The organism is Halobacillus seohaensis (assembly GCF_042663045.1).
Classification (GTDB): Bacteria; Bacillota; Bacilli; order Bacillales; family Halobacillaceae; genus Halobacillus_A; species Halobacillus_A seohaensis.
The window spans coordinates 14,269-37,961 of record NZ_JBHSZV010000040.1; the positions used below are offsets into that span (position 1 = coordinate 14,269).

Genomic DNA, 23,693 nt, shown 5'->3' on the forward strand with positions numbered 1-23,693 from the left:
GTGGTTATATTAGATCACATAGGATTTGTTAAATGTTGTTGACTTTTTTAAATAATATGAGGAACCTTCTTATTATAAAAGTATCGCTATCAATAAATATATTTTCCGAGGCTCAACCTTTCGTCCGCGGGAAGCGAATCATTCCCCTGATCCCCTTTCTCTGTTTCTAAAACAACGCGATGACGCTGTTGATAACAGGCCAATTACATAAAAAGAGTACAAGGTATTTATCTTGATATCGTGTTTTGATCAACCCTCCAATCAAACTGGTCGCTAATTAACCACTCGGAAAGAGCCTCTATATCCTTTGAGAACACACGATCTTCTGTAATACTAGGTACCACTTCTCTTCCTTTTGAATAAAGTTTTTGAATCGATGAAGAGGCTAATACCTTTCCACGAAATTCGAGAGCCTGCATTGCACAGATCATCTCAATCGCCACAACCTTTTGTGCATTCCTAATGATCTGATAAGCATGACGGGCTCCAATAGTGCCCATACTCACGTGGTCTTCCTGATTGGCTGAAGAAGGAATTGAATCAACACTAGCAGGATGGGCGAGCGTTTTATTTTCTGAAACGAGGGATGCTGCTGCATATTGCATGATCATCGCACCTGATTGCAGTCCTGGATCAGGGCTTAAGAAAGCAGGAAGATCATTTAATTGTGGGTTCACAAGCCTTTCGACACGCCGCTCCGAGATGTTAGCCATCTCTGCCACAGCTATTTTAAAAAAGTCCATCGCTAGTGCTATCGGCTGACCGTGAAAGTTCCCTCCTGATACTACAATTTTTCCATTGTCAAAAATAAGCGGATTATCAGTTGCCGCATTCATTTCAATTTCAAGCTTTTCTTTTACATAAGCAAGACTTTGTCTAGATGCCCCATGAACTTGAGGAATACATCGAAGTGAATAGGCGTCCTGCACCCTTTTTTCCCCTTGATGAGTTAGAAGCTTGCTGTTACTCGTAATCGTACGAACCCTTTCAGCGACCTCCATCTGTTCAAAATAACCACGCGCCTCATGAATCGCAGGATGAAAAGCGTCAATAATACCTTCCAGAGCTTCTAATGTCATCGAGGCAATCCAGTCACTTTGATAAATAAGCCGCTCCGCTTCAATATAATTAATCACCCCCATTGCCGTCATCGCTTGCGTTCCATTTATGAGAGCGAGTCCCTCTTTCGCTTTGAGGGTGAGAGGACGATATCCAAGATCCTTATACACTTCTCCCGTTGCCCTGATTTCCCCCTGAAAATGAACTTCACCCTCCCCGATAAGGACTAAGGCAAGATGGGAAAGTGGGGCGAGGTCTCCAGAAGCTCCAAGTGATCCCTGACTAGGAACGACAGGTATTATATCCCCATTCGCTAAGTCGCGCAGACGCTCGACTACACACGGTCGAATACCAGAAAAACCTTTAATCAAAGCATTTAAACGCAACACCACCATCGCTTTACTAACCACTTCAGGAAAGTTTTCGCCTAATCCGCAAGCGTGCGAACGGATCAAATGCAGCTGCAGATCATCAACGTCTTGATTATAAATTCGCACATCACTAAACTTGCCAAAGCCCGTATTGATACCATATATCGTTTCTCCACTAGCGACAATTCTCTCTACAGCGAGTCTACTATTACGTACTTTTTCCATACTCACAGGGTCAATCGCAACAGTTTTCTTTTTATAAATAATGTCTTTCATTTGCTTTAAGGACAAATCCGAACCATTTAACTGAATCATATTACCTACTCCTTTCTATCACAGCCATTAAAAAGAGACGACAATGGCATAGGAAATACCATTGCCGCCTCCTCATATCTCATGACTATAGGCAGCTTATTCACCCTATATGATTAATGCCAAGTCCAAACGCTTCATGTTCAAGCCCTTTTACTGGCGCTCCGATAGTGCCATAAAAAGCTACAGCCAGCCATTCACCTTCATCAAATTCCTCATATGGTGATCCCCGCACAATAGCAAATCGTAATCCTACAGTTCGCATCATGTCCCCAGCAACTATTTGCCCGCGCATGACCCCTTCTAATGCCTCTAAAATAGCATGATAAAGTGCGTGCGTTTCACGATAAAGTTTGTCTGAGATCAGATGATTTCTCTTGGCCGATGTTTCTACAGCTGAAATAACTTTTTGCATGGACATCGAACCGGATTTCCCCTGGCAATACTCTACGTCCTTTAACTGTTCAGAGAATATCTCTAACTCTTCGTCTGTTAGCGTGGCTACAAGCATTGCTAATTTTCCAATCGCAATCTTCTGAGTCATTTCAATTCACCTAATCCCATCGATTTAACGATTATCTAATTTTTAAATATAACCGCTTTCTAACTCAGACGTTAATTAAATATGGAGAATTTCATTTATCGTGGCAGATTAATAACTTCTTAATGGGTAGAGGTGGTCTATTTATATAGTATTCATTTAGTTTTCAATAATTGCCTTACAAAGCCTTATCTTTTACAGTAGCCTATCAAAAAAGAAAGCATGACATGGACCGCACTTTTCACAGCCATTCCTCTGACATCCTTCCTAGGATCAAGACAAACGATATCCATCGCTTTCACCTTTGAACGGGCTCCGGCGATTTGTACGGCTTCAAATAGTTCATCTGTGAACATTCCTCCAGGTGTCGCAGCAGGGGCCGCTGGGTTATGAGAAATATCAAGCACATCCATGTCGACCGTTAAATAAATAGTATCAACCTCTTTATCTAGCTGATCTAAAGCTTGCGTAATGACTCGCCCCCCCCCCTCTTTCCGCGCTCGTTTCATCGTCGTATAATTCACGTTATGCTCATCTGCATAATCTTTTAGCTCTTTACTATTAAAAAATCCATGTAAACCGATATTGTGAACATTCTTCCCCTTAACTATTCCACTCTCAATCAAATGACGAATCGGCGTTCCATTTGCAGGACCTAACTCACTTAAACTCCTTAAATCAAAATGCGTATCAAGCTGTAACACACCGATTGTTTCTTCATGGTGGACTTGTTTCCAACCTTTAATCAGCATAGCAGTAATTGAATGATCACCGCCCATTGACACCGGAATCGTATGGGGATGATAAGTTCTCATCGCCACCATCGCTTCCTTGATGTTTTGATGTGTCTCATGAATATCTGTCGTGTGTTGCTTCACATCACCGATATCAATAGCTTTAAGTACAGCCAAATCAATATCCTCATCGATGTTATACGTAGTGAATGATTTCCAAGCTTGACGCATCGCTTCCGGATTTTCACTAGCCGCAGATGTGCTGATCGATGATTTAGAAAGGGGGACTCCAAGAATCGTCACATCATACTTATCCCAATTCGGCACACTATCACAAGCATTTTCAATCCATTGATGTACCTTAAGATCAAACGTTTCATCTGATTGTTTCGTCCAAATCATACTTGGGCGAACGAGCATGGGATAAGGGTAGTTCGTCATTTCAGCTGTCCTCCTACTACGAGCGGCTTACCTGCTTTTATAACCGTATCCACATGATTCATACCATATTGGTAGGAAAGAGTAAGGTAATTCGGCACATTAAAAATTGTCACATCGGCTTTTTTACCTACCTCTAAACTCCCTACATCGTTCGCACACCCAATCGCATGAGCTGCGTTAATCGTGGTTGCTGTTAGTACTTCTTCAGGCGTCATTCCCATTTTTAAGCATCCTAAGTTCATAATGAATGACAAAGAAATTGTCGGTGAAGAACCAGGGTTGGCATCTGTTGAAAGAGCAACAGCTACCCCGGCATCAATTATCTTTCTCGCCTGAGCGAATTCAGCCATAAGAAAAAAAGCAGTCCCCGGTAGGAGTACACCAACAACACCAGCCTCTGCCATATTTTTGATCCCTTGCTCAGAAGCTTTTAATAGATGGTCGGCAGATATAGCGCCAACAGAAGCTGCCAACTCCGCCCCGGTATATGGTTCAATTTCATCAGCGTGAATCTTTGGAATTAATCCGTATTCTTTTCCCGCTTCTAAAATTCGCCGAGACTGGTCAGGTGTAAACACTCCGCGCTCACAAAATACATCGTTAAAGGTAGCGAGGTTCTTTTTTGCTACTTCCGGGATCATTTCTTGAATGACACGATCGACAAAATTTTCTGGATTATCTTTTTCAGCTATTGGAATTGCATGTGCTCCCATAAATGTAGAAACGAGATCAACTGGGTGATTATCATGAAGCTGCCGAGCTACCTCCAACTGCTTCATTTCATGTTCGAGCGTCAATCCATATCCGCTTTTGGCTTCCAACGTTGTCACACCATGTAGTAAAAATTGATCCAGACGTTTCTTGGACTGTTCATACAACTCTTCATGGTTTGCTTTCTGAGTAGCGCGAGTTGTTGCGTGAATGCCCCCACCCGCTTCCATTATTTCCATATACGTTTGACCTTTTAGCCGCATCGCATACTCATTTTCTCTCGTTCCGGCGTGCACCAGATGAGTATGGGGATCAATCAGCCCTGGGGTCAAAACTTTTCCACTCGCATCGATCTGTTGTTCCGAGCTGAGTGAATGTTGATATCTCGCGGTAATCTCCGAATCAGCTCCAACTGCCACTATTTTTCCGTTTTCTATATATAATGCTCCATTTTCAATCACATGCAGATCGGACATGCTTGCTTTAGTTGCTGGTCGATCCGTATTCCCCTCCATCGTAATCAGTTGGGCTGCATTCGTAATCAGTAATTTCTCTGTCACCGTGTATCTCCCTCCTGTCACTTTTTAAGCATGGGTACGTGGATCCCTTTTTCATTTGCGGTTTTTTCAGCCAATGGGTAACCAGCATCGACGTGACGGACCACACCCATGCCGGGATCTGTCGTTAATACACGCCCGAGACGCTGTTCTGCATCCTTCGTGCCGTCTGCAACAATCACCATGCCAGCGTGAATTGAATAACCCATCCCTACGCCACCTCCGTGATGAACACTCACCCAGCTAGCCCCGCCGACGCTATTAATCAACGCATTTAAAATCGGCCAATCGGCCACAGCGTCACTGCCGTCCTTCATCGATTCTGTCTCTCGATTTGGTGAAGCAACCGAACCCGAATCAAGATGATCACGTCCGATTACGATGGGTGCACTCAACTCACCACTAGCTACCATATCGTTAATAATTTTCCCGAATCGTGCACGTTCCCCGTATCCAAGCCAGCAAATACGGGCAGGAAGTCCTTGAAAACTGATTTTCTCACGAGCCATGCGTATCCAATTACATAAATGTTTATTTCTACTAAACTCTCGCAAGATTACTTCATCTGTTTTATAAATGTCCTCCGGATCCCCAGATAAGGCCACCCACCGAAACGGACCTTTCCCCTCACAAAACTGAGGACGGATATAAGCAGGAACGAACCCTGGAAAATCAAAGGCATTCACGACCCCTTCATCTTTTGCCACTTGACGAATATTGTTCCCGTAGTCAAAGGTAACAGCTCCGTGCTTTTGCATATCGAGCATCGCTTGCACATGGATCGCTATGCTTTGTTTTGAGAGTTTACTATATGCTTCAGCATTAGATTTACGAAGTTTCTCTGCTTTGTCTAAACTCATCTCTACAGGCACATACCCATTGAGCGGATCATGGGCTGAAGTTTGGTCAGTCAATACGTCAGGAATGAAACCTTCTTCAATCATCTTTGGTAAAATTTCTGCCGCATTCCCTCGTAAACCAATCGAAAGAGATTTCCCTTGATCGCGAGCGTCTTTTGCTAACTTCATAGCCTCTTCTAAACGGTCCGTGGAAATATCTAAATACTTAGTCTCTAAACGACGTTGTATTCTTTTGGGATCAACTTCAATCACAAGACAAACTCCACCGTTTAACGTGACCGCTAATGGTTGGGCGCCACCCATTCCACCAAGCCCTGCGGTTAATGTAATCGTTCCCTTTAAGTTACCATTAAAATGTTGTTTCCCACATTCCGCAAACGTTTCATATGTCCCTTGAACGATCCCTTGACTACCAATGTAGATCCAGCTTCCTGCAGTCATTTGGCCATACATCATTAAGCCTTTTCGATCAAGCTCATGGAAGTGCTCCCAGTTGGCCCAGGCAGGAACAAGATTAGAGTTGGCAATCAACACTTTAGGTGCGTCTTTATGGGAGCGGAATACGGCGACTGGCTTTCCAGACTGAATCAATAACGTTTCATCTTCTTCTAAGTTCTTCAACGATTCTACAATTGCTTCATAGCACTCCCAATTACGGGCCGCCCTGCCGATACCACCGTAAACCACGAGCTCATCAGGATTTTCAGCCACATCTGGATGTAAATTATTACTAAGCATTCGTAAGGCCGCCTCTTGAACCCAGCCTTTCGTGTTTAAAGTTGTACCACGATATTGTTTCACTTTTCCTGATTGAGTTTCAGACATCCTCTCCATCCTTTCCAGTGAATATTTAGATAAATAACAGAAAGTAGATCACGATCTTTCGAATCATTATACTAATTTATGATAAGGACAAAGAGATGATGTGATTCCCTAGCTTAATTTTATAAAAGAAAATTATATTAGATAGGGCAAGAACGGAAAATGTGATATAGGTGAAATGTAAGTTTATGGATAGGCTTATAGGGAAAGCTAAGGAATAGAACAAAATCATACAAGGAGGACGTACCATGCCATCTACTGAAGAACTATTAGGGAAAGATGCCGAGTACTTACTAAACCACGAAAGCCAGACGGTTTCAAAGAATGATCTTCACGTTCCAGGACCAGATTTCGTTGATCGAGTCTACAAATCTACCGATCGTTCACCAGTCGTCCTAAGAAACCTGCAAAGCCTATTTAACCACGGACGCCTAGGGGGAACAGGGTATCTTTCCATCCTTCCTGTTGATCAAGGCATTGAACATTCGGCCGGCGCTTCCTTTGCTCCCAACCCCATTTATTTTGACCCGGAAAACATCATCAAACTAGCGATCGAAAGTGATTGTAACGCCGTAGCATCAACCATTGGTGCGCTAGGTTCAATAGCAAGAGACTATGCTCATAAAATTCCGTTTATCGCCAAACTCAATCATAATGAGTTGTTATCTTACCCGAACACCCATGATCAGATCATGTTTGGTTCTGTAAAACAGGCCTACAATATGGGAGCCGTCGCTGTCGGTGCCACGATCTATTTCGGTTCAGAGGAAAGCCAGAGACAAATTCAAGAGGTCAGCCAAGCCTTTCATTACGCCCACGAACTCGGACTGGGAACCATTCTTTGGGCCTACCTTCGTAACCCTGCCTTTAAAACCGATGAAGAGGATTATCACTTAGCCTCCGATTTGACGGGTCAAGCCATTCATTTATCCGCAAGTCTTCAAGCCGACATCGTTAAACAAAAACTGCCTACTACAAATAAAGGATATACGGCTGTAAACTTTGGGAAAACCCACGATAAGGTGTATTCCGAATTGACTTCTGACCACCCGATCGATTTAACCCGTTACCAGGTTGTTAATTCCTTTATGGGACGAGCTGGGTTAATTAATTCTGGTGGAGGATCTTCAGAGAGGGATTTAAATGAAGCTGTGAAAACCGCTGTTATTAACAAGCGAGCGGGAGGCATGGGTTTAATCATGGGAAGAAAAGCATTTCAACGACCGATGAAAGAAGGGTCTGACATTATTCGTGCGGTTCAGGAAGTCTATGCAGATGAGTCAATTACTTTAGCCTAAATTACTTAGCCACACTCCTTATTCCTTTGATCGATGATTTGCGAAGATTTATCGGACACTTTTCCTGTTATATCAGCCAATATGAATATTCACTCGAAAATCACACAATCAGAAGCAGGGTCAGCTCCCACTAATCAGAGCTGACCTTATTCTTTTAACTGCCTCGATAGACTTGATAACCCCATGGCGATATGAGCAACGGAACGTGATAATGCTCATCCGTATCTTCCACACCAAATCGCACCGATACCTTATTTAAAAACATTGGATCGGGCAGATCTAGTTCTTTTGCTCGGAAATAATCTCCGATATAAAACAACAACTCATATTCTCCCGCCTTCAAGGCCTCTGATGTAAGAAGAGGTTCATCAAGACGACCATCGTCATTTGTTTTTGTTTTGTTTATAAATGTTTTTGATAAACCCTCAAACGAGTATAACTCGATCAACACGGCTGAAGCTGGCTGACCGTGAGTTAAATCTAATATGTGTGTCGTTAATCCCATCACTTTTCATCCTTCCTATTTTATTCGTATGTAAATATGAAAGGAGAAATCAAACTATTACTGATTTCCCCCACTTTATTCATTTACCGACTAGCTTTCCCCGAAGCAGCCACCTCTTCATTGTTCTGCAAATCCTTTTTTGAAACAGAAAATTGCTGAAATCCGAATGGTGGACGTGGCTCCGTATAAACTTTGCCTTCAGAATTCGGAATGTCATCCACCACGGTCTCCCACGTATGGTTTTGAGATTGGAATGTCACTTCTCCTAATTGCGGGAATCTTTTCAATATGCGACAGCCAATAAGGTAGATTAAATTTTGGATCGAAGGAGTATCCAGTTCATGAAAAACAGAGCTTGCAATATCTTTAACCTGCTCTGCTGCAACATAGGATTGCGGATTATTTCCATAAGCATCTTCTTCCTCTTCATATTCCCAGTCAATGTTTAAGTGAATAAACAACGGACGATTACTATCATAAGGAAGTGTCGTGTATTCATCACGAACAAACCCTGTGAACGAGTTACCCTTCACTTTAATTAATTGGAGGTCTACTATTTTACTGCTTTGTGTAATAACCTCATTCCTCTGTTCCATTCTTTTCATTTCAATAGAAGCTTGAGAACGTTCCCCTCTTGAACTATTAAAGACAAGATCACTTTCCATCGCTTCACTATTATCATTCGAATGAGTCGTTGCATGAAATGGAATTTCTTCACCAATAAGTTTCACAGATTCGATTTGGGCGTATTTATTTAAAAAGGCTTCCCCCACATATTTTATAAACCCTTCAATGGTGGATCCTTCATAGCTTCCAAGATGTCTTTGTATGAAATTTTTCATAGAGTCCGTAGCCACGACTAAGCTATTATCTCCTTCTGTGAAAGAGGGAAGAAAGTCCTGTCCCGCGATTTCTACTTTCACATTCAAGCCAAAGACAATATTATTTCGTCCACTGAAATTAGATTCTGGAATTTGCTTCACACCCTCAAGTGGTTTTAAATACGTTCGATAAGCAAAAACATCACCTTTGCCATAGGACATCGTTCTTTCTGATTGATTTGTCTTCATAGAAAATCCTCTCCCTTTTTCATTAGTAATCTTTTCCTGTAAACGCAATAGAGCTATCTCGTAGATCTCATGTAAGGCTTGTTCAAATTCTTCATCTATTGAATGGTTCACCCTCTGTTTGATTGCTGAATAAATGTCTTCTTTCGATTTCCCACGAACGGCAACAATAAATGGAAAGCCAAATCTATTTGTATACTTTTTATTAAGATCCAAAAAGTTCTTATATTCTTCTGCGGACAATTGATTTAAACCAGCACTTTTTTGCTCTTTCTGAGATGTAGTACTCATGGCAACTCGTGATCCTAAATCAGGATGGGATTTAATTAATGCTAATTTTTCTTCATAAGTGGCCACCTCGACAACATGTACCATTTGCCTATGAAGGGATTTTAGGTTTGCGAAAGGTCTAGTTCTTGCCGTCCTTACCGCTACCCATGCTGAATGTTCAAATATGTCTTTAAGAATATCTACAAATTCCGACGTATCGACTTTATTTAATTGATCCATCTCTACCATAAAATCAACTCCTTTTACTAGTGGGAATTTTCAGTCATTAGTAAGTATAAAAATGGACAACCGACTCACTTTTAAGCAGCTGTCTTTTTCCGACTAACCTGTCCTGATTCTTTATTGTTTTTAAAGTTAAATAAGAGGTTTAACAGTACGGCTACTATGCTTCCCGTGATAATACCGTCACCTACAATAATTCCTACCGATTGAGGCAGCTTTGCGAAAAGTTCTGGTACCACCGTAGCCCCAAGTCCTAAGGAAATAGAACAAGCGATCACTAATAAATTATTTTGATCATTAAAGTCTACTTCGCTTAACATTTTTACTCCTGATGAAACGACCATCCCAAACAAAACAACCGTTGCACCACCTAAGACAGCTGTTGGAATAACAGTTGCTAAAGCAGCAATTTTAGGGATTAGCCCCAGTGTCACTAAGATTCCACCTGCAGCTACTACTACTTTTCTAGTTTTCACTTCAGACAGTTGGACAAGACCTACGTTTTGAGCAAATGTATTATACGGAAAAAGCGTTAAAGATGCCGCCTATTGTGATAGCTATTCCTTCCGCACGGTAGCCTCGAGTAAGATCCTTTTCGGTAATCTCCTCATCACAAATTTTTCCTAAGGCTAAAAACACACCCGTAGACTCGACAATAATAACCGTCCCTACAATCAACATTGTTAAGATTGGTCCTAACTCAAAGGTAGGAACCCCAAAGTAAAAGGCTTGCGGAAAATGAAACCATGAGGCTTCAAGAACTTCAGTGAAATCTACCATTCCCATAAATGAGGCAACAACTGTCCCAACGACTAATCCAACAAGCACGGATAACGCCCTAACAAATCCTTTAAAAACTCGATTGATTAATAGAATTAAAGCTAATACACCAAACGAAAGAGCAAGGTTTTCAATGCTTCCAAAATCCGCACTTCCTTCGCCTCCCCCCATATTCCTAATTCCTGTAGGGATTAACGAGAGACCAATGAGCGTAACCACAGACCCTGTCACAACAGGTGGAAACAATTTGACCAACTTGCCAAAGAATCTCGCGAAAACTAAGATGAATAGACCAGCAACAATAATCGCTCCGTAAATAGCTGTTACTCCATATTGAGTACCTATGGCAATCATTGGAGTGACAGCAACAAACGAAGCACCTAAAACAGCAGGCAAGCCAATACCAAAGTATTTATTTTTCCAAGCTTGCAGTAAGGTAGCGACCCCGCATGTTAACAAATCAATAGCCACTAAGTATGAAAGTTGTTCAGGCGTTAGATTTAATGCTCTACCTACAATTAAAGGGACTAATATGGCTCCAGCATACATGGCCAATACATGTTGTAAGCCTAAGGAAAATACCTTAAACCCTTTTTCTTCACCTTTTTCCTGCATTACCAATCACCCTCTCTTAAGTATCCACCAATCATTATGTCAGGTTTCTTAACATGATATCTGATCATCGATTAATTGTCATCATACACTTTATACAAATTCAAGTGAATAATCTATGTATAATGTACAAAAGGATATCTTAATAAAGGGGTCCATCTATTTTTGTGTTATTTTTCATCACATGAATAAGAACTTGACCATAAGCCAAGTTCTTATTCATGTACAAGACGTCCTACAAATTAAGTAAAGTTTTAACCCGTAAAGCAAGCCGCAGACGAATAGTTGTATCAGGATCTTTCAAACTAGCTCCCAATAATTCCTCGCATTTCTCCAGTCGATAAATTACAGTATTTCGATGCACATACATTTTCTTAGCCGTATATGAGATTTGACAGTGCGTTTCTAAATAAACAGATAATGTATGCAAAAATTTCTGTTCTTCTTTGCCGTCTGCTGTCGATAAATCTTGTAAAGCATGATAATAAAACTCTGTTAGATCCTCTGTAGGGACAATGCTTAAGATTTCCGAAACATCCTTCGTCCGATAGGTTTGAATAAATTGCGTATTCCCAGAAAGTTTCCCGGTACGCAAAGCATTCATGGCTTCTTTAAATGAGTTTCTTACTGCTATAAATTGCTGGCTTATATTCCCCACTCCAAAGGAAATAGTCCGTTGAAATCGATTGTTTATTCGAGTTTGCGCTTGCTCAAGATAGGAGAGAATAGAAGAATCTACCTCCACCCAGGACTCACCAACTTCAACTAGTAAAATACACCTATCCCCTTTAATGAATAAATGCGTCTCACCATCGAAAGTGTAAAACTCACCTTCTAAAAATTCATAAATAGAGTCTGCTTCCATTTGATACTGAGTAAAGCTAACATCTTTTCCATCTTGATCTAGCTTTCCAATGATACAAACATATTTTTGATCATTATATAAATCAAATTCCTTAGCTCGATTTTTGACCTCTTCTTCTGAAGAAAAAGAACCGTCTACAAAATTAATAAAAAACTCATTACGAGCTCGCATATCGTACTGTTTTAGAGCACTTTCTTTCATTAATTCAAAAGAGATCACATTGGTCGCTTGTTCTATCGTTAAAATGTTAGAGCGATTTGAGCTTAGGATATCCCCAGAAACTACAAGGCACCCTCCCTTATTTTTATAGGTTTTAATTGGAAAGATAGTAATCGTATCGCGCTCAGGTAAGCAAGTGAAAGAGGAGTAGGCCGTGCCAGGAAGGAAAAAGTCAAAGCCATCCATATGCATCTCTTCCATTTTTTCTACCCAATCCGGAAATTCTCCACCTGCAGACGTAATCGGTTTAAAGTGATGGTCCAGCAATAACACTTTATGTTCAATCATTGATGACAAATCTTCAAGAAGCTTTCTCACGCCCTTACCCGTGATAATATGATCAGTGAACTTTTGATGGGTTTCTATGGCACTTCTTAATTCAGTGGTTCGCATTTCAAGTATATAACTTAATGTTTGATTCACAACTTCCCCTAAAGAAACTTCGATAGGGATTTCAATAATAGGAAAATCCACGCCATCTGCAAACGCTCGAACAGATTCAGGTACTTCAACTAAAAAACGTTGAGTTTTAATTCCTAACCCTGCACAGCCTTGATCGACCATGTTTTGAATAAGCTCTATTAATAATTGCGGATCATCTTTTAGGTGATAGGCTGTTGTAACTAATAAATCATCTCCATTTAAAAAATGGACAATGTCTGGTGCATCCATCATATTGACATGTTGCACTTCACGATTTATCCCCGATTCGCCCGCAATCACCTTCGCACCTTCTAATACGGGCAATTGCAGAACATCAGATACCTTCATAAAAACTCCTCCAAGCTTGTTATATCATTGAAACGCATTGGTTAATTTGACTAAATATTTTGAATTTAATTATACTTTTTAACTAAGTTAATGTAAACAACTATCATTTGAGATGGATGTGGTTATGTAAGTAGATGCTTAAGATCCTGTAACTTGAAAACTTTAGTAATCTCCCCACTCCACAACGCTGTTTTGAAGAGAGTCTAATCAACACCATGAGGGAAAGCTACTAAAACATCTCTTCACCTTCAATCTTAAAAAAGGAGGGTTATGCTTGAGCATAACCCTCCTTTTTTCCATTTCATTATGTCTTATACAAAAATCAAGTATTCATTAAATTGGTGCAGTTTTCTCCATTGATCTTTAAATACTGCTACATCAACTGCCGCAGTTTTGGCATATCGACACATTCACGTACCCTCCTCAGAAAATACATCAACCTATTATATTACTTCTTCCTTGTTCCTGTTGATTGCACAACGGTTATTGGTAATACAGAAAAATCCTTATTTAACCTGTGCCCCTTACTCATTTATATATTGGAACATTTTGGAAGTTTAGTCTGTTCTTTTCGTTTATGTAAGGCGCTGGCGGTGTGTCAATTGTCAAGAAATCTTCAGTAAGTTCTTCCCATCCATTACTGAAGGGTCATACGTACGAAACGGTTGTCAAGGGCATCGTGGCCGACCGTGAGTTTATGAAATTTGAGCGAAGCGTGATCAAAAATCGGCTAACTCTCTTTCAAGCATTACTTTGATATGTCGAGTTGCAGGAATAGTGGTACACCCCATCTTTTATGGTTTTGGTCACTCTCCCGTACATTTCCAAATAATCAAGCTGTCCAATAATTTCCGACATGACTAGTGAAAATTGCTTATCATAAGTAGTGCCATAATAGCTTTGGGCGATTTCCCTTCCAGTAGAAGCACCTTGGCTCTAACTCTACTAAAGCATTACTAGAAATATGCTGAATAAGAACATCAGCTCCAAATAAAATCATACTCTCTTGGTCCCATAAACCTATTTGATCAGGGGCGTGACCAGGAAAAAGAAGCACACGCAACGATTCAATGGGCGCCTGTTCTATCGGAAAAATTTCAGCTTTAATAAGCTAGGTCACGATTTTTTTCTAAAGACTCATGGGCGAGTCCCATTCCTTTGTTTTTTACTAACGTAACCATTCTGTAAGTTAGTTTAACCTTATAATAAAAATGACTTTACTTTAGTTGTCGAGACTGGTTAATCGCAGAAGTAATTATAATTTATGAGAACGTTCCTCAATACATAATAGCAAAGGCGGGTAAACATGATAGAACCAACAACCTTTAAGTTTTATCCAATATCAGTTCCTACCGATAGTGAATTAAACCTGGTAGGATTTCGATAAAGTGAGGATTAGAGTTTGCGATCTGTTTGTCGATGCTTCGAAATGACATAGAATCGACTAAAAAGAATCTGTGGACGGTGTAGCAAACCGTACGTGAGGTTTTCCCTCATACGGCTTTCCGATGTTCTTCTTTCTTTGGCATTACGGTTACCCTAGTCAGCTAAACGCACTAGTTTATGCTGGATTTGTTTCTCTACTTCGTCCAGGTGACCATGAAGCGTGCGTCGCTGTCTTTTCTTGTTGTTAAACAAGGCTAAACGCTTCAGCGCACGCCCACGGAAAGTGACTCCTTCCCCACCGCCCCTTTCTCCACACAATCAGAAGAAGGGTCAGCTCCCACTAATCAGAACTGACCTTATTTCTTTTAACTGCCTCGATAGACTTGATAACCCCATGGCGATATGAGCAACAAAACGTGATAATACTCATCCGTATCTGCCACGCCAAATCTCACCGATACCTTATTTTTTTAAAAACATTGGATCGGAGAATAATATAATTGTAATTTCGTTTTACTACCAATACAGCTATCAATTATGTACACTAGTAATTGGAAGGCTATAAAAGGAGGCAAGTTTATGATCAAAGGAATTGGACATCTAGCTTTAACCGTTCAAGATATGGAACAGTCCTTAACGTTTTATTGTGACGTGCTTGGTTTTGAAAGGGTTTTCAACATTAAAGATGATCAAAATAACCCGTGGATAGAGTATATCAAAGTAGCCCCTGGACAATTTATTGAACTATTTTACGGCGGACTCCAAAAACCCGCAAACCTCAAGCGTGCCATCGGGTTTAACCATCTTTGTCTTGAAGTACACGATATTCATGAAACAGCCAACCACTTAAGGAACCAAAAAGTAACCATTGATATTGAACCAAAGCAAGGAAAAGACCATAATTATCAATGTTGGGTTAGAGATCCTGACGGAAATAAAATTGAATTTATGCAGCTTGATCCATCATCACCGCAAATGAATTGTTAGGAATCAGTTATTCTAAAAACCTTTTATTCAATGAAAAGTGTTATTTTATTCTTTACGAGGAGTGTTTTATATGAAAAAAGTAGTTGTCACAGGTGGTAGCGGTTTGCTTGGTCACTGGGTTGTAAAAGAGTTTGTTGAACAAGGGTATGAAGTTGTCAACTGTGATGTTAGAAAGCCAGAAGAACCTTTATGTCAAACGGTGATCACAGATTTAAAAAACCTCGGTGAAGTTTATGGTGTTTTACAAGGAGCAGAAGCGGTTATTCATTTGGCTGCTATTCCTCAGGCATATATCTATTCGAATGAACGAACATTTGAAAACAATGTGATGTCTACATACAATATCCTTGAAGCTGCAGCAGGTTTAGGCATAAAGAAAGCTGTTCTTGCCTCAAGTGAATCATCTTATGGAATCTGTTTCGCAAAAAATCCACTTGAACCAAAGTATGTACCTATTGATGAAGATCACCCTCAACTGCCCGAAGATAGCTACGGGTTGTCGAAAGTCGTTAACGAACAAACTGCGGAAGCCATCCATCGTCGATCTGGTATGCAAATCGTTTCCTTCCGACTAGGCAATGTTATCTCACCAGAGATGTACGCAAACTTCCCGTCCTTTGTCCATGACCCGTTGCAAAGAGACCGCATTCTTTGGAGTTATATCGATACAAGAGATGCAGCTACAGCTTGTGTCAAAGCAGTTGAAACTGAGGGACTGGGTGCCGTCGCGCTTAATCTCGCTGCAAACGAAACAAGTATGGATATTAAAAGCCAGGATCTTATGGCAAAACGCTTTCCAAATGTAGAGATCCGAGGGGCAGTTGATGGATACGACACATTATTAACTAGTGAAAAAGCAAAAGAATTACTCGGATGGAACCCTATCCATATGTGGCGTGATTACGTAAACGTATAACAAACAGTGATAGGTGGGAGAGTGAAATGACCCCACTCATCCTGCCTATTTTCTTTACTGTACATCATATAATAAAACGCCAAGAATTTTAAATTCTCACTTCTTTTACAAGGTCTTTGATAGTCTTACCTTTAGAAAGAGGGGCCAGTGTAAGAACACCACCCTCCCCATGTTCAGCCATTTTCTGACAACTTAAACCAGGCTTGCCATTAATCATCATCATGCACGTCGTACACAGGCCGGTGCGGCAAGAATAACGGTAGGCAAGGGTAGGGTCATGATGGTAGTAAATTTCTTCAATAACATCAAGAACAGTCATTCCTGTTTGGATATTTACTTCATAACGACATGTTTGGTTATCCAAGCGGTCAATATTCACAAGAAGCTTATTCATTCTTCCTCACCTTCCATTGGAATCATTCTACAATTAAGTTTCTTATTAGTAATCGACACAACAGCATGCTTCGCTTCTATTAATTGAGCAGGGAAATCAATTGTATAATGTGCACCCCTGCTTTCTTCTCGATGGATAGCTGATTCTATAATAGCTAGAGCTGTCTGCACCATATGAATGGCTTCAATATAATCAATAATTTCTTTTGAATATTGTCCATTCGAACTTGTGATTTTAACATTTTTTAACTTATTTTGAACCGTGATTAATTGGTCTTTTGCCTGCAGAAGACCCTCTGTAGAGCGCACCACCCCAACATATCCCCCCATAATTGTACGAACTTGATCTTTACATTCGTATGAGCGTTCTGATCCGTACCCGCCATCCGAAATATGCATCAAAATATCTTCTGTCTTTTTTGTTTGTAAAGGTATTATCGTTGGTATTAAAGGATTTAATTTTGCTTCTTTCCCTGCTGATCCTCCTGCTCTTGCCCCAAAAACTATACACTCCGATAAAGCATTGTTCCCTAGACGATTGCCCCCATGCAAACCGCCCGTCGTCTCTCCAGCAACGTACAAACCGGGCACCGTGGAAGCAGCATTCGAATCAATCTGTGCTCCACCCATCATAAAGTGAGCAGCCGGAGCTACTTCAGCCTGTTGATTAGCCAAATCAATCCCTCGATCCAAGCACAGTTTATATTCATGAAAAAATTGTTTTTTTACCTCATCTATATTTTCAGAAACATCGATCCAAACCCCACCATGATCAGTTCCAAAACCTGCCTCAACTTCTGAAGCTATTGCGATAGCCAATTTATCTCTAGTAGTGTTTTCCATTGTTTTTGGCTCGTATTTACTCATAAACCTTTCACCTTTACTATTATACAGCTTAGCCATATGGTGAAAACTCATGCAAAGACCAGAAAGAGACCTAGGTTCTATTAAACTAACCGGATAAAATTGAATCTGTTCCATATCAATTAAAGAAGCACCCGCTTCTAAGCATAAAGAGAATCCATCCCCTGTGGCTTGAGCAGGATTACTAGTTATAGGATAAAGTTGCCCCATCCCACCAGTCGCCAGGATAACTGCTTTACTTTGAATCAAATAGGGAAGATTTTCTGTTAAATCTAATACAACAGCCCCTACGATTCTACCTTGGGACTTCACAAGCTCTAAAGTAATGACATCACTCCATGTTTCCAGGTTACTGTAACTCTTCGCTTTTTTCGTTAAAGTTTGTAAAATTCCAAGCCCCGTCTTTCCTTTCTTTGAACTAATCGACCTAGGAATCGTATGGCCCGAAGTACTGGATACTAAAATATCGTTTTGTTCGTTTCTATCAAGTTTTAATCCCCAATGAAGGAGGTCTTCCATTCGAGCTGAAATCTCATTGGCAAGTACACCTGTAAGCGCCCGGTTACTCAATCCTCGTCCACTTTCGTGAATATCCTGTCTATAGGCATATTCACTATCTTCCGAATCAGACCAATGCCCTAAACTTGCCATTTGAACAGCACCGACTGTAGAACCACTTTTTCCAACACCCCCTTTATCTATAACTAATATACTTTGATTGGATGCTGCTGCATAAACGCTAGATGCCAATCCAGCTGCCCCCGATCCTATAACAAGAATATCTGTTTTAATCACATCCAAATTCAACACCCCTTACGAACTCTATTATTCACTAGCCCCTTTAAATTACACATATAGAAAAGCCTAATCCCCTACATTATGGGCGTTAGGCTCCTATCATCCAAAATAACCCCCATCTACTTTGATACGTCGCAGGAATAGTGATACACCCCATCTTTAATGGTTTTGGTCACTCTCCCGTACATTTCCAAATAATCAAGCTGTCCAATAATCTCCGACATGACTAGTGAAAATTGCTTATCATAAGTAGAGCCATAATAGCTTTGGGCGATTTCCCTGCCAGTAGAAACACCTTTCTGGATAAGAGATATGATTTTATCCCCTTTCTGATTTATACGTTCCAACCGTTTTTTAATAAGTACTTGAGGATCCTGAATCACCGCTCCATGTCCAGAATAAATGAGTTGGACAGGTAAGGAAGCAATAGACTTAAGAGATTCAACACTTTGATGAAGTGTTGGCAACCGTCCTCCTTTTTCATCAGGCTCTACTAAAGCATTACTAGAAATATGCTGAATAAGAACATCAGCTCCAAATAAAATCATACTTTCTTGGTCCCATAAACCTATTTGATCAGGGGCGTGACCAGGAAAATGAAGCACACGCAACGAATCAAGGGGCGCCTGTTCTATCGGAAAAATTTCAGCTTTAATAGCTAGGTCACGATTTTTTTCTAAAGACTTCGTCAAATAATCAACCTGCTGTTTGCCTTTTTCACCACAATCAAATTTTCTGTATAATTCATCAAAAAAATTGATGCGATGGTGTAGGAATTGATCTTCTCTTTTTAATCGTGGAATGGCTTTTTCATGAGCGTATACAGGGATATTATAGTGATCAATGATTTGGTTTACTAGCCCACAATGATCAATATGATGGTGACTTAGAATAATCCCCGATAGGTCACTCAGTGAGAAATTATTATTTTTTAACGTTTGCTGGAAAACTTCCCAGTATGTATCACCCGTCCAACCAGCATCAAATAATAGGAGTTGATTATCAATGGAGAGAAGATAGAAATTTACCGTTTTTAATTCACTATCGGTAGGAACTGATATTGGATAAAACTTAAAGGTTGTTGGTTCTATCATGTTTACCCGCCTTTGCTATTATGTATTGAGGAACGTTCTCATAAATTATAATTTCTTCTGCCATTAACCGGTCTCGACAATTAAAGTAAAGTCATTTTTATTATAAGCTTAAACTAACTTACAGAATGGTTAGGTTAGTAAAAAACAAAGGAATGGGACCGCCCGTGCCATATAGTGAGCACGTAACCACTTTAAGTTGACCATTCTTACTTCCATCTTGACATAACTCTGATCGCTTTCAACCTTTTATTTTATATGCAATTTCGGAATGGATACTGAAATTTTCGTTCATATGCTCTAGCACAAAGAAGAATACCTGTGTTCGCCAGCCTCGCCATCTTTTGACCGACTTAGATAAGTTGTTTAATAAGGTGAGTCGAACTTCATAAATATGAGAGATTCGTATTTAATAAAATTTAAATGAAGGAAGCGATAAAAAATTTAAAAGAAGCTGATCACCTATTAAGGAGATCAGCTTCTTTCGTTATTAAAACACATAAAAGTCATCATTAAATTATTCTCCGTCTAGCAAACCATTCTCTTCTAAATACGTTTGGGCAACGTCATCTACAGATCTTTCTTCTACGTCTACTTGATAATTCAATTCACGCATAGTTTCACTATCTAATTGCTCAGCGATAGGTTTTAATATTTCTTCAACTTCTGGGTGATTTTCATATGTTTCGTTCGTCATCGCAATTGCAGCGTTATAAGATGGGAAAAAGCTTTCTGTATCTTCTAGGTTAACGAGCTCATACTCGCGAATTCTACTATCCGTAGCAAATCCCATCGCTACATCTACTTCTTCATTATTTAGAGCTTCATATTGAAGACCATAATTCATTTCAGAAATATTGGCATCACCAAACTCAAAACCATATGTTTCTTCAACACCTGGAAGTCCATCGTCACGATTAGCAAATTCAGCATCTGTTCCAAAACGAAGTTCATCTGGATTATTGTTTACATATTCAGCCAAGTCACCAATACTTTCGATCGCTAGTTCATCAGCTTTTTCCTGAGTCATAACAATTGTATAAGCATTATTAACCTCAGACAAATTGGTCCAATAAATATCATTTCGTTCCATATCTAATTCTTTTACAGTATCATATGCTTCTTGTTTATCCGCAATTGGATCCTCACCCATGTATGTCACAAGACCTGTACCTGTATAGTCCCAAGTCAAGTCTACCTGTTTGTTCTCAAGGGCTTGGCGCAAAGCCGAACTTCCTAAGTTGCTTTTCTCTTCAACAGAATATCCATTATCTTCTAGCTTTAGAATAGCCATTTTTGCTAATATGAATTGCTCTGTAAAGTTTTTTGCACCAACAGTTATATTTTTATCTTCACCGTCTCCACCACTCGAACAAGCAGCTAGTGCTCCTATTGATAAAATAAATATTGTGGCTAACATTAAAATTTTCTTCATACTTAAATTCCTCCTTAAATTATGTGGATTCGATGGCTGCTTTACGTGCCAATCGAATACCTTTAGGTACTAATAAATATTGAATTCCGCGAAATCCGAAATCTACCAAAACAGCTAATAACGTGACAGGTATAGCTCCCGAAATCAATGTTTGATTATCGAACAATTGAATCCCTGTAAAGATCCATACACCTAAACCGCCACCACCAATCAAATAAGCAAGTGCAGCTGTACCAATGTTCAAGACAACAGCAGTCCGAATTCCCGCCAATATTGAAGCAGAAGCACTCGGCAGCTCAATTCTAAATAACACTTGTAAAGGCGTTAGCCCCATACCCTTTGCCGCATCCTTCATCTCTGGTCTTACTGAATCAAGACCAGCAATCGTGTTCTGCAGTATCGGTAGGAGAGAGTAAATGTATAGTGCGACAATCGCCGCTTTCAATCCAATTCCTAAGAATCCCATCGCAAGAGCTAGAACAGCAAGACTTGGTATCGTTTGTCCCAAGTTTGCGATGTTAACAATCAACCACTCTGATCTCCGAAAACGGGGACGGGTTACCAATATTCCCAAGGGAACCGATGTCAGTATCGCCAACCCAGCGGATATGGAAACCAAGTGCAAATGCTGTGTTAGAAGCTCTTTAAATTTTGTTGGTTCAGCGAATATTTTTCCGAACATACCTCCACTGATAGCCCACCAAAAAAAGGAAATGACAAGGACCCAAAGGATGATACGGATGATATAAGCTATCAGTTTTTTTGAGTTCATCTCTACCTTCCTTCCTTTATGCACCTTTCACTTCTTGATGAAGAAACTTTTCGATTAAATCAAACGTTAAACTCCCTTGTGCCTCCCCTGCATCATTAATAATGACTAATTGATCTGCCTCTTGATTTAATATCATGGAAATAGCCACTCGAAGTGACGTATGAATCGAAATTTCCTTCGTATCAAGAATGGTTTCTTCTTTATTTTTCAAACCGAACGTATCAACTAGATTCTGCACCGTATATAAGGACATGCTGCGGAGTACACGGTCTTTCCCTACAAAATCTGATACAAATTCATTTTTTGGTTGAATCAACATATCAGTTGGACGATCATATTGCATAATACTACCGTCACGAAGCAAAGCTATTTTATCCCCCATACGGACGGCTTCATCAATATCGTGACTAACAAATAGAATCGTCTTTTTCACTTCTTTTTGAATCGCTAAAAATTCATCTTGCACCTTTTCACGAATGATCGGATCAAGTGCCCCGAACGGCTCATCCATAAGCATGACAGGAGGGTCTGAAGCCATGGCACGTGCCACTCCGATACGCTGTTGTTGTCCACCCGATAACTCGTGAGGGAACCGTTTACGGTAATCATCAGGGTTCATGCCAAGAAGATCCATCAAGTAATTAAAACGATCTCGTTTCTTCTTCCGATCCCATCCCAGTAAATCAGGAACAATCATGGTGTTGTCTTCGATGGTCATATTAGGAAATAACCCATTGCTTTGAATAACATATCCTGTATTTCTACGCATTTTAATTTTATCCATCTGTTTCACATTTTGACCCTGGATAGATATCTCGCCATCTGAAATAGATTCAAGTTGGTTCACCATCCGAAGAAGCGTTGTTTTCCCACACCCCGATGGACCAAGAAGAATGACGAATTCTCCTTCTTCTACTGTCATCGATATATCATCAATCGCTTTGACGTTACCGTTGTATAATTTGGATACATTTTTGAAATCTATCAAAAGGCACACCTTCTTTCGTCTATTTTATTCCTTTCGGGGTAATACGGCTTTGAATGTATTTAAGAATGAAATCGGCAATCAATGCCAATATTGAAACAAACACGGCACCAGCTAATACCATATTGTTATTTCCCCGACTTATCCCTGAATTGATCAAAACACCGAGACCACCAGAACCGATAAATGCGGCAATCGCGCCAATTCCAATATTGAGTACTGTCGCTGTACGGACACCCGCCATAATCAATGGCAACGCATTAGGAATTTCCACTTTCACCAAACGCTGAAAGGTGTTCATGCCTATCCCTTTCGCTGCATCTCTTATATTAGGATCAACATTCTGAATGGCTGTGTACGTATTTCGAATAATGGGCAATTGCGAATAAAGGACTAAGGCTATTAATGCGGGTAAAAAGCCAATCCCTTGCCCGATGGTTGAAAGAATAGGAATCATAATACCGAATAACGCGATACTTGGAATAGTAATTATGATGGAAGCTACTTGTAGAACGGTTTCAGCAAGGTAATCATTCGTCGTCAAATAAATACCCAGTGGGACACCGATTAATATCGCTATGGCAATGGCGACTCCTACAAGTTGGAGATGTTCTATTGAATAGGAAAAGATGTTATTCCAATCATTTTGAACGTAATTTATAAAATCAACCATACTTGCACCTCCCTAGCAGTACTATTTACTTCTTATTTTTGCAGACGATTTCAATACTACTTGTCAATAACCACATACACAAATTACAGTCTGTACAGTATGAGTTGTTATTTGTCAGAAAATGCGAGATATTCTGGAATAACTGCGGTTTTTGTCGATTTTTGTTATCTACCCTTCTAGAAAGTTATCGCCTTTCCAACTTGAAGAGGTAAATAACATAATGAATGCGTTTAAAACATTCATTAAATGGGGTACCTTCACGGTGAAAACTTTTCCTTATCCTTTGCCGCGCAAATAAAAATGAAGGGCACTACCGAACTGAGATAGAAATTCATATCCCTGCTCGATAGCAATC

The 23,693-nt window shown here is 40.1% G+C and carries 18 protein-coding genes and 3 pseudogenes; 3 read left to right on the forward strand and 18 right to left on the reverse strand.

Annotation, left to right across the window (positions count from 1 at the left end; genetic code table 11):
* Positions 1-227: 227 nt before the first annotated feature.
* The 5 genes from hutH to hutU form a co-directional block, all read right to left on the reverse strand.
* Positions 228-1,745 (reverse strand): histidine ammonia-lyase, encoded by a 1,518-nt coding sequence (gene hutH, locus ACFQIC_RS15260; RefSeq protein ID WP_204710006.1) that lies wholly within the window; start codon positions 1,743-1,745, stop codon positions 228-230.
* 100 nt (positions 1,746-1,845) lie between these two features.
* Positions 1,846-2,292, reverse strand: coding sequence for a hut operon transcriptional regulator HutP (gene hutP / locus ACFQIC_RS15265; protein ID WP_390217375.1), 447 nt, complete (start codon positions 2,290-2,292; stop codon positions 1,846-1,848).
* Positions 2,293-2,471: 179 nt separating this feature from the next.
* Positions 2,472-3,458, reverse strand: coding sequence for an agmatinase family protein (locus ACFQIC_RS15270; protein WP_204710014.1), 987 nt, complete (start codon positions 3,456-3,458; stop codon positions 2,472-2,474).
* On the reverse strand, positions 3,455-4,684 hold the full coding sequence (gene hutI, locus ACFQIC_RS15275) for an imidazolonepropionase (protein ID WP_390217377.1): 1,230 nt from the start codon (positions 4,682-4,684) through the stop codon (positions 3,455-3,457). The genes ACFQIC_RS15270 and hutI overlap by 4 nt, the downstream gene beginning before the upstream one ends.
* A 62-nt stretch (positions 4,685-4,746) precedes the next feature.
* Entirely contained in the window at positions 4,747-6,411 is a 1,665-nt protein-coding gene (gene hutU, locus ACFQIC_RS15280) for a urocanate hydratase (protein WP_204710016.1), read from the reverse strand.
* Positions 6,412-6,656: 245 nt separating this feature from the next.
* On the opposite strand from hutU, the gene ACFQIC_RS15285 reads away from it, so the two are divergent.
* Positions 6,657-7,706 (forward strand): class I fructose-bisphosphate aldolase, encoded by a 1,050-nt coding sequence (locus ACFQIC_RS15285; protein ID WP_204710017.1) that lies wholly within the window; start codon positions 6,657-6,659, stop codon positions 7,704-7,706.
* 154 nt (positions 7,707-7,860) lie between these two features.
* Here the strand turns inward: ACFQIC_RS15285 and uraH are convergent, their stop codons facing one another.
* The 6 genes and pseudogenes from uraH to ACFQIC_RS15315 all read right to left on the reverse strand — a co-directional run.
* Entirely contained in the window at positions 7,861-8,214 is a 354-nt protein-coding gene (gene uraH / locus ACFQIC_RS15290; RefSeq protein WP_390217351.1) for a hydroxyisourate hydrolase, read from the reverse strand.
* A gap of 80 nt (positions 8,215-8,294) precedes the next feature.
* The gene (gene pucL / locus ACFQIC_RS15295) at positions 8,295-9,797 is read right to left on the reverse strand and encodes a factor-independent urate hydroxylase (RefSeq protein WP_204710022.1); all 1,503 of its coding nucleotides are present in this window, start codon (positions 9,795-9,797) and stop codon (positions 8,295-8,297) included.
* A gap of 71 nt (positions 9,798-9,868) precedes the next feature.
* Positions 9,869-11,186: pseudogene (locus ACFQIC_RS15300) on the reverse strand (nucleobase:cation symporter-2 family protein).
* A gap of 232 nt (positions 11,187-11,418) precedes the next feature.
* Positions 11,419-13,038, reverse strand: a complete 1,620-nt coding sequence (locus ACFQIC_RS15305) for a PucR family transcriptional regulator (protein WP_204710023.1) — start codon at positions 13,036-13,038, stop codon at positions 11,419-11,421.
* Between the two features lie 1,349 nt (positions 13,039-14,387).
* Positions 14,388-14,501, reverse strand: a pseudogene (locus tag ACFQIC_RS15310) (glycerol-3-phosphate responsive antiterminator); the annotation flags it as partial.
* A 288-nt stretch (positions 14,502-14,789) separates the two neighbouring features.
* Positions 14,790-14,891 (reverse strand): annotated as a pseudogene (locus ACFQIC_RS15315) (hydroxyisourate hydrolase); the annotation flags it as partial.
* Between the two features lie 112 nt (positions 14,892-15,003).
* On the opposite strand from ACFQIC_RS15315, the gene ACFQIC_RS15320 reads away from it, so the two are divergent.
* Together ACFQIC_RS15320 and ACFQIC_RS15325 are read left to right on the forward strand one after the other, a co-directional pair.
* Positions 15,004-15,411: a VOC family protein gene (locus ACFQIC_RS15320; RefSeq protein WP_204710030.1), complete on the forward strand. Its 408-nt coding sequence runs from the start codon at positions 15,004-15,006 to the stop codon at positions 15,409-15,411.
* Positions 15,412-15,481: 70 nt separating this feature from the next.
* Positions 15,482-16,327 carry an NAD-dependent epimerase/dehydratase family protein gene (locus ACFQIC_RS15325; RefSeq protein ID WP_204710031.1) on the forward strand — a complete coding sequence of 282 codons (846 nt, stop codon included), beginning with the start codon at positions 15,482-15,484 and terminating at the stop codon, positions 16,325-16,327.
* Between the two features lie 88 nt (positions 16,328-16,415).
* Here the strand turns inward: ACFQIC_RS15325 and ACFQIC_RS15330 are convergent, their stop codons facing one another.
* The 7 genes from ACFQIC_RS15330 to ACFQIC_RS15360 form a co-directional block, all read right to left on the reverse strand.
* Positions 16,416-16,721 (reverse strand): 2Fe-2S iron-sulfur cluster-binding protein, encoded by a 306-nt coding sequence (locus tag ACFQIC_RS15330; RefSeq protein WP_204710032.1) that lies wholly within the window; start codon positions 16,719-16,721, stop codon positions 16,416-16,418.
* Entirely contained in the window at positions 16,718-18,379 is a 1,662-nt protein-coding gene (locus ACFQIC_RS15335) for an L-aspartate oxidase (protein WP_390217379.1), read from the reverse strand. Before ACFQIC_RS15335 ends, ACFQIC_RS15330 begins: the two co-directional genes overlap by 4 nt.
* A 122-nt stretch (positions 18,380-18,501) precedes the next feature.
* On the reverse strand, positions 18,502-19,476 hold the full coding sequence (locus ACFQIC_RS15340; RefSeq protein WP_204710040.1) for an MBL fold metallo-hydrolase: 975 nt from the start codon (positions 19,474-19,476) through the stop codon (positions 18,502-18,504).
* A gap of 514 nt (positions 19,477-19,990) precedes the next feature.
* On the reverse strand, positions 19,991-20,908 hold the full coding sequence (locus ACFQIC_RS15345) for an ABC transporter substrate-binding protein (protein ID WP_204710041.1): 918 nt from the start codon (positions 20,906-20,908) through the stop codon (positions 19,991-19,993).
* A gap of 19 nt (positions 20,909-20,927) precedes the next feature.
* Complete coding sequence (locus ACFQIC_RS15350; RefSeq protein WP_204710042.1) at positions 20,928-21,680, reverse strand: ABC transporter permease; 753 nt, start codon at positions 21,678-21,680, stop codon at positions 20,928-20,930.
* Between the two features lie 16 nt (positions 21,681-21,696).
* Positions 21,697-22,668: an ABC transporter ATP-binding protein gene (locus ACFQIC_RS15355; protein ID WP_204710043.1), complete on the reverse strand. Its 972-nt coding sequence runs from the start codon at positions 22,666-22,668 to the stop codon at positions 21,697-21,699.
* 19 nt (positions 22,669-22,687) lie between these two features.
* Entirely contained in the window at positions 22,688-23,338 is a 651-nt protein-coding gene (locus tag ACFQIC_RS15360) for an ABC transporter permease (RefSeq protein ID WP_204710044.1), read from the reverse strand.
* Between the last annotated feature and the right edge of the window lie 355 nt (positions 23,339-23,693).